12 protein-coding genes and 1 riboswitch are annotated in these 14,055 nt (G+C 57.5%); of the genes, 5 read left to right on the top strand and 7 right to left on the bottom strand.

Translation table 11 applies throughout. The features are described from left to right. The first annotated feature begins 150 nt into the window (after positions 1–150). Positions 151–735, top strand: a complete 585-nt coding sequence (locus JWF83_RS03575; RefSeq protein WP_413648733.1) for an HD domain-containing protein — start codon at positions 151–153, stop codon at positions 733–735. A 217-nt stretch (positions 736–952) separates the two neighbouring features. On the opposite strand, the gene JWF83_RS03570 is transcribed toward JWF83_RS03575, so the two are convergent. The 7 genes from JWF83_RS03570 to JWF83_RS03540 form a co-directional block, all read right to left on the bottom strand. Continuing rightward, positions 953–1,249: an HTH-type transcriptional regulator gene (locus JWF83_RS03570; RefSeq protein ID WP_413648732.1), complete on the bottom strand. Its 297-nt coding sequence runs from the start codon at positions 1,247–1,249 to the stop codon at positions 953–955. Positions 1,250–1,443: 194 nt separating this feature from the next. Beyond that, positions 1,444–5,043 carry an urea carboxylase gene (gene uca / locus JWF83_RS03565; protein WP_413648730.1) on the bottom strand — a complete coding sequence of 1,200 codons (3,600 nt, stop codon included), beginning with the start codon at positions 5,041–5,043 and terminating at the stop codon, positions 1,444–1,446. A gap of 88 nt (positions 5,044–5,131) precedes the next feature. Continuing rightward, on the bottom strand, positions 5,132–5,767 hold the full coding sequence (locus JWF83_RS03560; protein WP_413648728.1) for an urea amidolyase associated protein UAAP2: 636 nt from the start codon (positions 5,765–5,767) through the stop codon (positions 5,132–5,134). Positions 5,768–5,777: 10 nt separating this feature from the next. Then, on the bottom strand, positions 5,778–6,488 hold the full coding sequence (locus JWF83_RS03555; RefSeq protein WP_413648726.1) for an urea amidolyase associated protein UAAP1: 711 nt from the start codon (positions 6,486–6,488) through the stop codon (positions 5,778–5,780). A 10-nt stretch (positions 6,489–6,498) separates the two neighbouring features. Next, positions 6,499–7,260, bottom strand: a complete 762-nt coding sequence (locus JWF83_RS03550) for an ABC transporter ATP-binding protein (protein WP_413648724.1) — start codon at positions 7,258–7,260, stop codon at positions 6,499–6,501. Between the two features lie 2 nt (positions 7,261–7,262). Then, the gene (locus JWF83_RS03545; RefSeq protein ID WP_413648722.1) at positions 7,263–8,084 is read right to left on the bottom strand and encodes an ABC transporter permease; all 822 of its coding nucleotides are present in this window, start codon (positions 8,082–8,084) and stop codon (positions 7,263–7,265) included. 15 nt (positions 8,085–8,099) lie between these two features. Next, entirely contained in the window at positions 8,100–9,155 is a 1,056-nt protein-coding gene (locus JWF83_RS03540) for a putative urea ABC transporter substrate-binding protein (RefSeq protein WP_413648721.1), read from the bottom strand. Between the two features lie 63 nt (positions 9,156–9,218). Next, positions 9,219–9,313, bottom strand: a riboswitch (guanidine-I (ykkC/yxkD leader). 417 nt (positions 9,314–9,730) lie between these two features. Here JWF83_RS03540 and JWF83_RS03535 point away from each other — a divergent pair. The 4 genes from JWF83_RS03535 to JWF83_RS03520 are packed head-to-tail and all read left to right on the top strand — an operon-like array spanning position 9,731 to position 14,052. Next, complete coding sequence (locus JWF83_RS03535; protein WP_413648720.1) at positions 9,731–10,450, top strand: FadR/GntR family transcriptional regulator; 720 nt, start codon at positions 9,731–9,733, stop codon at positions 10,448–10,450. Further along, positions 10,447–11,454 (top strand): ABC transporter ATP-binding protein, encoded by a 1,008-nt coding sequence (locus tag JWF83_RS03530; protein WP_413648719.1) that lies wholly within the window; start codon positions 10,447–10,449, stop codon positions 11,452–11,454. Before JWF83_RS03535 ends, JWF83_RS03530 begins: the two co-directional genes overlap by 4 nt. After that, entirely contained in the window at positions 11,451–12,530 is a 1,080-nt protein-coding gene (locus tag JWF83_RS03525) for an ABC transporter ATP-binding protein (RefSeq protein WP_413648717.1), read from the top strand. The genes JWF83_RS03530 and JWF83_RS03525 overlap by 4 nt, the downstream gene beginning before the upstream one ends. 4 nt (positions 12,531–12,534) lie before the next feature. Beyond that, positions 12,535–14,052 (top strand): ABC transporter substrate-binding protein, encoded by a 1,518-nt coding sequence (locus JWF83_RS03520; RefSeq protein WP_413648715.1) that lies wholly within the window; start codon positions 12,535–12,537, stop codon positions 14,050–14,052. Positions 14,053–14,055 lie beyond the last annotated feature (3 nt).

Here is a 14,055-nt window from a genome sequence, read left to right as displayed (position 1 = left end):
TCAGATGCCCTTTTGACCGTTCAGCAACAGCAGACGATGATACAAAGTGGCGTATCCGCCGCTTTTTTGACATCCTGATGTGTAGTGATAACTCAAAATATAGATAGTGCACTATATAATTGCAAGCTACTTTTTCAGCGGGAGACGATTTTGATGCAATCCCTGGAAGAACAGGCACGGCGTTATGCCAGTAAAGCCCATGCGGAAGCCGGGCAACGCCGCAAATACACCGATGAGCCGTATATTGTTCACCCGGCGGCAGTCGTTGAGCTGGTGCGCAGCGTGACTGATAATGAAGTGATGCTGGCGGCGGCCTGGCTACATGACACCGTTGAAGATACCAGCAGTACGCTAAATGATATTGAAAGCCATTTTGGCGCAGAAGTGGCACTGCTGGTTGGCATGTTGACGAATACGCCGCAGCCAGAGGCAAAGAATCGCGCGATGCGCAAAGCGGCGCATTTCCGCCATACCGCGACAGCCTGTGCCGAAGCGCAAACCATCAAACTGGCGGATATCATCGACAATACCCGTTCAATTATTCAGTTTGACGCCCGATTCGCGCGGGTTTATCTGGTAGAAAAGCGCCTGCAGATCGCCTTGCTGAAGAAGGGTGATAGCGTACTGTGGCAGCAGGCATCGATCGTTATTGAACAGGGCATTTATCAGCTAACGGAACCCCCCTATAACGTACCGGTCAGCTGGTTTGCCCGGCAGGCCGCTCGCTATATTTAATCAACCCGCTGCGGTAGCAGGCTTTACCCCTCTTCAGTCAGCCGGTAACGTTGCGGTCAATTTTGGGGTTTTTCAGGTAGTGTCATCTCAATCAGCTTGCTGCTAAGTGCGGGTTGTAACTAACGTTGGTGAAACGATTTTCTATCGTGCAGCAACAATGCATGCTATATGCCACGCCAAAAACAACTCACCCGCCGGTTAGCGGGTGAGGGTAAACTCAATCTAATAGCTGTCGACCAAGGGTCGGGTTCGACTGAAGCAACTTCATCAGCTTCTGCGCGGTGCCTGAAGGCCTGGTGCGCTTCGCTTCCCAACTTTTAACTGAAGAGATACTGACGCCCATCACCCGGGCGAATTCATCAACCTGCATCCCGGTGATTTCCCGCAATCGTTGTGGTTCTGGCATTACTGCGGGTTCAGCTTGCGGGGCAGGCGCAACACTTATCACTTCACGAGCTAAAACAATCTGTTCCAGACTACTCAACAACTCAAACATTGGATCTTTATTTTCCATCGAGAACTCCTTACGACTCACAATGAAATGACATGATGGTGACCAGAATAAGAGCGCCAAAAAACCGGGTGCCCAATGCTGGTCCCCGGCAACTGAAAGAGCCGTCAGGTCAGTGCAGGGGAAGCCAGAACCCTAAGTATTAGTTGAAGCCAGACGTTTTGCGCCAGTTTTTTTGACTATTTTTTAATCCTGCTTTATGAGCCTGAAGTCTCAATCAGCAGCAGCAGTTGTCCTGCCTGCACTTGCTGACCTGGCGTGCGTTGCAGCGCACGAATTTTCCCGCTTACCGGCGCGGTAATTGGGATTTCCATCTTCATCGATTCGAGAATGCCAACGGTGTCACCGGCGTTAATCGTGCTGCCAGGTTCTACCAGCCACTGCCACAGGCTGCCGGCAATCTGACTCTCCACGCCACAGCAGTCATCGGGGATCGCTTCGATTTGCTGCGTCTCCGCCTGCAGGCTGCTGTCAAAGGTAAACTGGCCGTCAGCACGCCAGCGTGCCAGCTCATTATCGAAGGCTTGCTGGCGCTGCTGCTGGAAAGCGTCAATTTCCGGTTGTTGCTGTGCCAGCATCGTCTGATACGCCGCAAGGCTAAACTCGCCCTCCTCGCTGCGCAGTGGATAATCGCCCCACGGGAAGCGTTCGCGGATCTCCAGCAACTGTTCGGCACTCACCGGGTAAAAGCGGATCTGATCGAAAAAGCGCAGCAGCCAGGGCTGGCGAAATGCCGCGGTGAGACGATCGCGGTTCCACATCTGCAGCGTCCGGCCGACAAACTGATAACCTCCCGGTCCTTCCATGCCGTAAACACACATATAAGCACCGCCGATACCGACCGAATTCTCCGCAGTCCAGGTTCGGGCAGGATTGTATTTGGTGGTCACCAGCCGGTGGCGCGGATCGAGCGGGGTGGCAACCGGCGCGCCGAGGTAAACATCCCCCAGCCCCATCACCAGGTAACGGGCGCTAAAGACGATCTCTTTCACCTGCTCAACCGAATCCAGCCCGTTAATCCGGCGGATAAACTCAATATTACTCGGGCACCAGGGGGCGTCAGGTCGTACCGACTGGGTGTAGCGGGTGATGGCTTCACGACAGGCGGCGTCGTCCCAGCTGAGCGGTAGCCAGACGGTACGCGACGGCACGGTCGCCGCTTCCAGTGTACCGAGCGCGCTATCGGCCAGTCGGATCTGCGCCAGCAGCGCGTCACGTGGGCAAATCAGACTGTTAAAGTGAATTTGCAGTGAACGAATACCCGGCGTCAGCTCCAGTCGCCCGGCGAGCGGATGCTGCTCCAGCCACTGCATCAATGCGTGGACACGAAAACGCAGGGCAATATCTAACAGCTGTTCGCCGTACTCCACCAGCAGAAAGCGATCGCCAGCGGCGCGAATGGTAAGCGACGGCTGCGCGCCTTGCGCTGCCTGGCGGTAAAGCAGCGGATCGCTGCGGCTGGCGACGATCTCGCCCGGTGGTTGCGGCACCAGCGTTGTCACTTCTTCTTCGCTCAGCTGTGCCAGCCGATCGGCTTCCGCCAGTGTCACCGGCACAAAACGCAGCGTATCACCGGCCTTCAGCTGGCCAACCTGCCATAGATCGGCGGCGATCACCGTTGCCGGACAGACAAAACCACCCAGTGACGGGCCATCGGGCCCGAGGATCACCGGCATATCACCGGTGAAATCAATGGTGCCGAAAGCGTAGGCATTATCGTGAATATTCGACGGATGCATACCGGCTTCGCCGCCATCGCTGCGCGCCCAATCGGGTTTCGGACCAATCAGGCGCACGCCGGTGCGGCTGGAGTTGTAATGCACCTGCCAGTCGGCGCTAAAAAAACTGTCGATATCCTCGCGGGTGAAGAAATCCGGGGCGCCATGGGGGCCATAGATCACCCGCAGTTGCCAATGATGCGACATCGTCGGGCTTAAGGTCGCCGGCAAAGTCGCAGGCGGTCGTACTACCGGTTCCAGCAGATGCAGGACATCGCCGGCGCGCAGCTGACGACCGGCATGGCCGCCAAATTTCCCCAGCGTAAAGGTGCTGCGGCTCCCCAGGTATTGCGGGCAATCAATGCCGCCCGCCAGCAGCAGATAACTGCGACAGCCGGCATCGCGAATATCACCCAGCATCAGGGTTTGTCCGGCACGCGCATTAACGATTTCATCACCGTTTACCGGCTGCTGATCGAGTCGCGCATCAATCTGCGCACCACTAATCACAAAGGCGCAGTCGCGGCTAAACCGCAGCGTCGGGCCACGCAGGGTTATCTCCAGTCCGGCCGCTCCGGCGGCATTGCCCAGCAGCTGATTACCCAACCGGAATGAGCGACTGTCAAACGGGCCGGAAGGCGGGACGCCAACGTGCCAGTAACCAGCGCGTCCGGAAGCATCCTGAATGGTCGTCAGCGTACCACCGCTGAGGATTTCCAGCGTGGCCGGTGACCAGCTGACGCTGGCGAGGGTGGCGGTAATCACCCGCCCCTGCTGTACCTCGTCAAGGGTCAGCAGATGACGCAGCCAGCGCAGATTGGTTTCAATGCCATACAGTTCGCTGTTATCCAGCGCTTCGGCCAGGGCCGCTAAGGCCGCCGGACGGTCAGCGGCATGAACCATCAGTTTCGCCAGCATCGGATCGTAAAACGGCGAAACTTCATTGCCACTGTCCAGCCAGCGGTCGATACGTAATTTCCCCTGCGATAGCGTTGACGGGAAATTCACCTGACTAAGCAGCCCGGCGCTGGGCTGAAACTGACGCGCCGGATCTTCCGCATACAGGCGCACCTGGATGGCATGGCCCTGCGGACGGGTCGCTAAGCTTGCCAGTTCCGGTAACACGCCGGCGCCCAGCTGTACCATCCAGCGCACAATATCAACGCCGTACACCATCTCGGTGACGCCATGTTCCACCTGCAAACGGGTATTGACTTCAAGGAACCAGAATTGCTGTTGCCGATCGTCATATACATATTCCACGGTGCCGGCGCTGCGATAGTTTACCGCCTGACACAGGCGCACCGCGGTTTCCTGCAAGGCACGGCGCTGGGCAGCGCTCAGGCCCGGCGCTGGGGTCTCTTCTATAACTTTCTGATTACGGCGCTGGGCGGAGCAGTCGCGCTCACCGAGCGCCAGCACCTGACCTTTGCCGTCGCCGAATACCTGCACTTCGATATGGCGGGCGCGCGCAATAAATTTTTCTAAAAAGACGCCATCGTCGGCGAAGTTATGGCCTGCCAGACGTTTTACCCGGGTAAAGGCTTCGATCAGCTGCGGTTGATCATCACAACGCTGCATACCAATGCCACCGCCACCGGCGGTACTCTTGAGCATCACCGGATAGCCAATGTCACGGGCGGCAACACAGGCATCCTCAATAGTGGTCAGCAAACCGCTGCCCGGCAGCAGCGGCACGGCATTCTGTTCGGCCAGCTCGCGCGCCCGATGTTTCAGGCCAAAGGCCGCCATCTGTTCAACCGTCGGGCCGAGAAACACCACCCCCGCCTGCTGGCAACGGGTGACAAATCCGGCATTTTCGCTGAGAAAACCGTAGCCGGGATGCACCGCCTGCGCGCCGGAAAGCGCGGCGATCGCCAGCAGTTTGTCCTGATCAAGGTAGGTTTCCCGTACCGTGCCGGCGCCGAGCTCGAAAGCTTCATCGGCCAGGCGAACATGCAACGAATGACGATCGGCTTCGGCATATACCGCTATCGCTTTGATACCCATCTCTTTTAAGGTCCGGATAATGCGCACGGCGATCGCGCCACGGTTGGCAATTAATACGCGCTCAAACATGACTAAAGTCTCATTCAGGCAGGTCGTCCTGCGGGGGAATAGTGACGCGTTTGTTCGTGCTGGCGGGTCGTCCCGCAGCGTCAGAGAATTACCACACCGTGACAGCGATCGGCGTCGGGTTATAACCGTTACAAGGGTTGTTCAGCTGCGGACAGTTGGAGATCAGCACCAGCACATTGATATGCGCCACCATCTCGACATATTTGCCGGGTGCGGAGATACCGTCGGCAAAGGTCAGGCCGCCCGCCTCCGTGACCGGCACGTTCATAAAGAAATTGATGTTATGGGTGATATCGCGGCGCGTCAGGCCGTAGTGCGGATGTTCGGCTACCGCCAGCATCCAGCTGTCACGACAGGCATGCATATGGCGTTTTTCGAGATCGTAGCGCACGGTATTGCTCTCGGTCGAACAGGCGCCGCCGAGAGTATCGTGACGGCCGCAGGTGTCGGCGGTAATCGTCAGCATCGGGCGATCGTCATTGGAGCGCAGCACGCTGCCGGCAGTGAGAAACACGTTGCGCTGGCCGCGCAGCGTATCGCTGACGCTGTAGCGCTCGGCGGTATCATCAGCATTAAAAAACAGCGTGTCTGCCGCCTGATTACCTTCAAGGTCGGTAATGCGCAGCGTCTGTCCGGCTTCAATGCGCTGTAACCAGTAATCACCGGCAGCAATGGTATGGTTCAGGCTGGCCTGTGCCGGATTGTTGGAACTCTGCTTGATCATCTGCGTCTCCTTAAAACTGTGCGCCGAGGTGATAGAGGGCGTTATTGCGCAGACCGCGCTGGTTTTCATCGCGCTGCAGGCAAATTTCCGGCAACGGGGCGGATTCACCGTCAATCATGATGCCCAGCGGATGACGCGGATAGTGACTGGCCGCCGTCAGCGGGTGCGGACAGGTATGCAGCAGCACCAGGGTATCCATAGCAAAACGCAGGGTGACCTGTGCGCCTGGTTCACCCTGCCGCACCAGTTTCAGCTCACCATCATTACCGGTCGTCACTTCGGCAAAGAAATTCACACAGCAGGCCATATCGCGTTTGCCGAGGCCGTATTTCGCCAGCTCCACCAGAAAGCTGTCATAACCGTTCTGATGCCAGTCGTTACGCGCCTGCTGATAATCACGGGCGCCAAACTGCGCAGCGACATGTTGCGCATTGGCGGCGCCGCAGACAGTCTCGTGCCAGCCAAAACTGTCCTGCTCAATTCCGCAAAAAATGCGTCCCATATCGGAATAGAGACAGTGTCCGGCGGTGAGGCGAAAAGTGTGCTGGCATTTCAGGCTGTCCGGGGCGTTATAGCGCTCCAGCAGGTTATTCGGGTTGTACATCAGCATGCCGACGTTCACCCCGCCCTCAAGGTCGGTAAGCTGCAACGCACTACCGCTGCGCATTAACAGTGACCAGTGCGCCCCTGCGGGCAGCTGGGTTTGATAACTACGAATCATTACTCCTCCTTCAGGCAACCTGCGGTTGCCGCTCTGCTTGCGCCGGAATATGGCGATTTTCCAGCGGGATATCATAGGTAATGGTGGCGCCCCAGGCATCGGGGGCGTGGGGATCGTGGCGCAGCTTGTCGAATACCAGCAGCCGCGAACCGAGGGTAAAACCCTCTTTCAGATCGTGGGTGATCATAAAAATGGTCAGCCCGTGGGTTTGCCACAGATCGCTGATCAGTTGCTGCATTTCGCCGCGGATACCCGGATCTAATGCGCCGAATGGCTCATCAAGTAACAGGATACGTGGTCGTTTCATCAGCGCCTGGGCCAGCGCCAGACGCTGTTGCATCCCGCCGGAGAGCTGATGGGGATACTTGTTCTGCGCCTGCTCCAGCCCCACCTGCGCCAGCATCTCCTGCGCACGCTGTCTGATAACGCGCCGTTTTCTGCCCCAGACGCGTCCCAGCCAGCGCGCGCTACTGAATTCATCAGCCAGCATCACATTGCCGATCACCGTCAGATGCGGAAACACCGAATAGCGCTGAAACACCACGCCACGATGGGCATCCGGCTCATCCGGCATCGGTTTGCCATCCAGTAGCAGCTGGCCTTTACTCGGGGTTTCAGTACCGAGCAGCATATTAAGAAAGGTGGTTTTACCGCAGCCGGAAGCGCCGACAATCGAGACAAACTCTCCCTCCTGCACGCTAATATTCAGACGCTCCAGCACCACCTGCTGGCCGTAATGCTTTTCAAGGTTTTTCAGTTCAAGTAGCGCCATGATTATTTCCCCTGGTTGGCGTAATACCACGGCCAGCAACGGCGGCTAATCGTGCGCAGTAACAGATCGAGAGCAAAGGCCAGCAGCGTAATCCAGGCGACATAAGGCAGAATCACGTCCATCGCCAGATACCGCCGCATCAGAAAGATGCGGTAACCCAGCCCTTCGGTAGCGGCGATCGCTTCGGCGGCAATCAAAAACAACCATGCCGAACAGAGCGACAGACGTACCGCATCAAACAGGCGCGGCATCAGCTGCGGCAGGATCACCCGCCACAGGATCTGTCCGCTGTGACCGCCAAGCGTCTGGGCTTTTACCAGCTGTTCACGCGGGATCGCCTGGACCTGCAGCTGTAAATCACGGGCGATAAGCGGCGTGATGCCGACAATAATCAGCACCACCTTAGAGAGTTCACCAAGGCCAAAGCTGATAAACAGAATCGGCAGGATCGCCAGCGGCGGAACCAGCGCAAACAGCGTAATAATCGGCGAGCAAAAGGCGCGCACCACCGGCAGCGCGCCACAGAACAGTCCCAGCGCCAGCGCCAGCAGCGCGCTCAGCACCACACCGGTTAATAAACGCAGTAAGCTGGCGACGGTATCCACCCACAGCAGATACTCGCCGGTACGCGGACTGGGTTGAAACGCCATGCGGTACACCGCATCCCCCATCGCATTAAAACCGGGGAGTAATTTGTCTGCGGCATTGATGCCCAGACGGGCATCCGAAGCCATCAGATAAACCAGCAGCAACGCCAGTAGCGGCAGCAATCCCATCAGATAGCGGGTCAGTGGCACCGGTTGATAGTTGATTATTTTGCGCATCTGGCGTTCCTCGTTTTACAGCTGATTGGCGGCAGCGAGTCGGGCAAACTCGTCGGTGAAACGTAATTTGATGTTATCTGCATTACCCCAGTTGCCCGCTGGCGTAGTAATGCCCACCGCATCCGCACCGGCAGCCCCTTCACCCAGCAGACCATGCTTAAAGGAGAACTCGGCCACGCGCTGCATGGTGGCTTTCAGTTGCGGGGTGGCAATAAAGTCGAGGGTCACTTTGGCGTCGCTAAACAGGTGCGTCGCCGCAAGCTGCTGATCAAAACCGGCAAGATCGGTACCGGCGGCTTCACCCATTTGCGTGCGCGCGGCTTTGGCGGTGGCACTATTGCCATCCATGGTTTTCAGCGTCTCATACCAGGCGCCGGTCAGCGCTTTACCCAGCTCAGGATGCTGTTTCAGCGTTGCGGTGTTGACCACCAGCAGATCGAGAATTTCACCCGGGATCCGGGCGGAAGAGAAGACTAAATGGCTGCCCGGCTGCTTTTTCGCTTCGGCCAGCAGTGGGTTCCAGGTAACGATTGATTTCACATCGGCGGTGTTAAACGCGGCCACCAGATCGGCATCTGCGGTATTGACCACTTTGACATCTTTTTCACTCAGGCCCGACTGCTCCAGCGCACGCGCCAGCAGGTAGTGTGATACGGAGAGCTCAACCAGATTGATCGGCTGATCTTTCAGTGATGCCACGCTATCCGCGCCCTTCACCAGAATGCCGTCGTTGCCGTTAGAGTAGTCGCCAACAATCAGGGCAGTGCTGTCAACGCCGCCGGTGGCCGGAATGGTCAGCGCATCCATATTGGTCATGGTGCAGCCGTCAAAACCACCTGCGGTGTACTGGTTTACCGACTCGATATAGTCATTCACCTGCACAAACTTGATGTCAATGCCGTACTTGTCTGCCCATTTTTTTACAATGCCGCTTTGCTGTGCATAATCCCACGGCATCCAGCCCGCATAGATTGACCAGCAAATTTTAAATGAGGGTTTTGCCGCAAAGGCGTTAACGCTGAACAGCGCGATGGTGCAGAGAAGTAGCAGTCGTTGGCAGGCTTTAAACATGGTGGTTCCTCTGACGTTGGCGGAAGAATAAAAAGCAGGAGGCAGCGAGCGATGTTCGCGCTATCCTCCCGGGCTTTTATCCCGCCGTGTAACCGCCAGAGGGCGGTCGGTCACTCTCGGACCAGCGTCTTGCGACCGGAACCCTAGTGACCCATTTACAAATTGTGTGGCGACACCGGTTCCCCGCCATCGCTCCTGCATGTCACTCTTTACCTAGCAAAATGGATACCATATTGCTAATTATATGTTTTTTAACATTTATCTTTTCTTTCCCCGCACAATAACCGCCATAGCTGCACCTGAATGCGGCATAAATGCACCATTGCGGCGCAATAGCGGTGCAACCAGCGCACGCATCTGAGATACCGGCTGCAGCCATGTCAGCGACGAAAAATTAATTATTTTTAATATTCAATAACCTGAACAGTTATCACCGTCATCCGCAATGAACCAATTAATAATTGGTTCACATCTTGCCTGTGCTTTACTTAGCCACTTTGTCTGATTGCTAACCAAATACCCGGCTAATGCACAACCGAACCCCTTTTACTGATGAAAAGATAAGCGAACCAATCATGGGTAATACGCCAGAAACGGCAGCAAACTCCAGCTCGGCGCTGGAAAACCTGCGTCAATTGATTCAGCAACATGATGTTCAGCCCGATCAGCCGCTGCCGACCGAGCGCGAGCTGGCCGAACGTTTTGCCGTCGGTCGCCGCGAGATCCGTCGGGCGCTGGACGTGCTGGAAGAAGAGGGGCGCATCTGGCGTAAGCAGGGGAAAGGCACCTTTGTCGGCCCGGCAGCACCGGTACAGCCGCTGGTGCTGCAGGATTTGCCGCAGCAGTCGAACCTGCTGGAAGTGATGGAAGCACGTATTCAGCTGGAACCCGGCCTCGCGCGTCTGGCGGCATTGCGCGCCAGTAAAGAGCAGATCGCACTGATGCAGCGTCTGCTAGAGCGCATGCAACATATCACCCTTAATGATGGCGATCAGCACGAACTCTGGGATAGCGCTTTTCATCGCGCCATCGCCGAAGCTGCGGGTAACCGCCTGATGCTCGGCCTGTTTGATGCCATTGACGCGGTGCGCCGCGAACCCGCCTGGCAGCATCTGCGCGTACAGGCGCGCACCCCGGCGCGGCTGGATAACTATGATCATCACCATCATCGGCTGGTACAGCATATTGCCGCACGTCAGCCGATTGAAGCGGCGGCGGCGATGCGCGAGCACCTGCTGGCGCTGCAGCAGGCGCTGACCGAAGCCATCAATCGCGATGACGAGGAGCAGCCATGAGCCTTCCTGCCGCCACGGCGCCGGTACTGAGCCTGCACAAGCTCGAAGTCCAGTTCAGTGGTTCGCCAGTCACGGTACTCGACAGCATTTCGCTCGCCGTTTACGCCGGGGAAACCCTGGCGCTGGTCGGCGAATCCGGCTGCGGAAAAAGTATCACCTCACTGGCGCTGATGGGCCTGCTACCGGCTTCCGCCCGGGTGAAAAGCGGCGAAATGCGCTTTCAGCAGCATAACTTATTGCAGCTCAGCGCCCGCGACTATGCCGATCTGCGCGGTAATCAGCTGGCGATGATTTTTCAGGAGCCAATGACCTCGCTTAATCCGGCATTTACCCTTGGCGATCAGCTCAGCGAGGCGGTAATTCGTCATCGCCAGTGCAGCCGTCGCAGCGCAATGCAGACCGCGCTGGAGATCCTGCAGAAAGTACAGATTCCGGCAGCGGAGATGCGGCTGAAAGCGTACCCGCATCAACTGTCCGGCGGCATGCGTCAGCGGGTGATGATCGCCATGGCGCTGATTAATCGCCCGCAGTTACTGATTGCCGATGAGCCGACCACCGCGCTGGATGTCACCATTCAGGCGCAGATTCTGGCGTTGCTGAACAGCCTGAAGCAGGAGACCGGCACCGCGGTGCTGATGATCACCCACGATTTAGGCGTGGTAGCGGAAGTCGCTCAGCGGGTGGCGGTGATGTATGCCGGACAGGTGGTGGAAAGCGGTGATGTGGCAGAGATTTTTAACGACCCGCAACACCCGTATACCATCGGTCTGATGGCTTCGATTCCCAGCCTCGCCGCCCGTAGCGCCACTCTGGCCACCATCCCGGGTAACGTTCCGCTGCCGGAGCAGATGCCTGCCGGTTGCCGTTTTGCCACCCGCTGTCCCTTCGCGGAAAGCCGTTGCCACCAGCATAAGCCATCACTTTATGCGCTCAATGACCGCCATCAGGTGGCCTGTTTTCGCGCGCCGCTGGAACAGCACGTTACTGGAGGAGTTGGCATATGACCATCCCGATCCTCGCCTGCAGCGATTTGAGCAAAACTTTCGCCGGCCCGACATCGCTGTTTAAACGCAATAAGCAGGTCACCGCCGTCGATCGCATCTCGCTACAGGTGATGCCGGGCGAAACCCTGGCCATCGTCGGTGAGTCGGGTTCCGGCAAATCGACGCTCGGACGGCTATTGCTGCGGTTGCTTGAGCCAGACCAGGGCCAGGTGTTTTATCAGGGAGAAGAGATTACCCACGCCAGCGGCGGCCGCCTGAATCAGCTGCGCCGCGAACTGCAGATTATTTTTCAGGACCCCTTCGCCTCACTGAACCCGCGCATGACGGTGGAAAACATTGTCGGCGAACCCCTGTGGCTGCATGAGTCACTGTCACGCCCACAGCGTACAGCGCGGGTAGCTGAGCTGCTACGCACCGTGGGTCTGCCTGCCGCCTGGGCGCTGCGCTATCCCCATGAATTTTCCGGCGGTCAGCGTCAGCGCATCGGTATTGCCCGCGCGCTGGCCTGCGGGCCGAAACTGTTGCTGGGTGATGAGCCCGTCTCCGCGCTGGACGTTTCGGTGCAGGCGCAGGTGGTCAATCTGCTGGAGAACCTGAAACAGCAATTCGGCCTGACCATGGTGATCGTGGCGCACGGCCTCGCGGTGATCCGCCATATGAGCGACCGGGTCGCCGTGATGTATCTCGGGCAGATTGTGGAGCTGGCCAGCGTTGATGAGATTTTCGATGCCCCTCTGCATCCCTATACCCAGGCGCTGATTGCCTCCGCGCCGCAGCTACAGCCTGGCGGCGGACGCCAGATCGCCATGCTGCAGGGAGATTTGCCCAATCCGGCCACGCCGCCGGGCGGCTGTCGCTTCCATACTCGTTGCCCTTATGTGCGTGATGAATGCCGACAGCTGGAGCCGATTAACCAGCTATTACCCGGCGGCCGCCAGGTGGCCTGCCATCGCTGGCAGGAACTGAATCGCGACCGCAGTGTGATTGAAATTGCCCCACCCTCATCCGCCTTTTTACGCCGCCGTGCGCTGTTTGAGCAGGCAGTCAGGCAAAACCATAACCCTCTGGAGAAGTGAAGCGATGAAAGTACGTAATACGTTATTGACCGCGCTGGGTGGTCTGATGCTGATCGGCGCCAGCGTGCAGTCGCATGCGGAAAGCACCTTGCGTATCGGCCTGGGAGCCGATCCGGATATGCTCGATCCGCATCTGGCACGCACCTATTACGGCCGCTTTGTCTTTGCCGCGCTCTGCGACCGGCTGGTTGATGTTGATGAAAACCTGAAGGTGATCCCCGGTCTGGCTACTGACTGGGCGTGGAGTGATGAGGGGAAAACCCTCACCATGAACTTGCGTCAGGGAGTGACTTTTCACGACGGCGAAAAGTTTGATGCACGGGCGGTAAAATTCAATCTCGAACGCGCATTAACGCTGCCGGGTTCACTGCGCAAAAGTGAAATCTCCTCGATTGCTACAGTGGACGTTACCGGGCCTTATCAGGTGGTGTTTCATCTGAAAAACGCCGATGCTGCGCTGCTAAGTCAGTTAACTGACCGCGCCGGGGCGATGATGGCGCCAGAGGCCGCCGCAAAAGCCGATTTCGCGACTCATCCGGTATGCTCCGGCCCGTATCAGTTTGAAAGCCGCGTGCAGCAGGATCGTATTGTACTGAAGCGCTTCGATAACTACTGGAACAAGTCCGCTTATCACTTTGATAAAGTGATCTTCCTGCCGATCCCCGATGCGTCGGTGCGCCTGGCGAATTTGCGCGCCGGCGATCTCGATCTGACCGAAGGCATTGCCGCCAGCGATGTGAAAACGGTGGAAGGGGATTCACGTCTGAGCCTGGCGAAGGTCACCGGTCTCGGCTACCAGGGTATTACCTTTAATATCGCCAATGGCAAGGTCGATCCCGACAGCCCGTTTGCCAAAGATGCGCGGGTGCGTGAAGCCTTCTCGTTGGCTATCGACCGCGATGCGCTTAACCAGGTTGCGTTTGAAGGCTTGTATACCCCGGCCAACCAGGCGTTTTCCAACGTCAGCCCTTACCATGTAAAACTGCCGGTGCCAGCACGCGATATGGCAAAAGCCAAAGCGCTGCTGGCGGCAGCCGGGGTGAAAACGCCGCTCAGCGTCACGCTGCTGGTGACCAATAACCCGACCGCGCAGCAGGTCGGTCAGGTGATACAGGCGATGGTCAGCGAAGCCGGATTTGATCTGCATCTGCAGATGAGCGAATTTGCCACCCTGCTTGATCGCCAGCAACGCGGGGATTTCCAGCTGAGTCTGTCCGGCTGGTCCGGTCGTCCGGACCCGGATGGCAGCATCTTCTCGTTTATTAACAGCAAAGGCACGCTGAACGATGGTCGCTACAGCAATCCGCAAGTCGATGAGTGGCTAACCACAGCACGCCAGACCAACGATAGCGCTGCCCGTCAGGCATTGTACGACAAAGTTGTGGCGCAACTGCAAACGGATATGCCGATCGCTTATCTCTACTTTGAACCGCGTATTTTTGGTATGAGCAAAAAGCTGACCGGCTTTAAACCTTCACCGGATGGTCTGGTGCGTCTGGCTGGCGTGCAGATGGCGCCCTAAAGG

The organism is Pantoea sp. B65 (genome assembly GCF_047308185.1).
Classification (GTDB): domain Bacteria; phylum Pseudomonadota; class Gammaproteobacteria; order Enterobacterales; family Enterobacteriaceae; genus Erwinia.
Note: the sequence above shows the minus strand (reverse complement) of the source record. Positions and strands in the feature narration are given on the sequence as shown.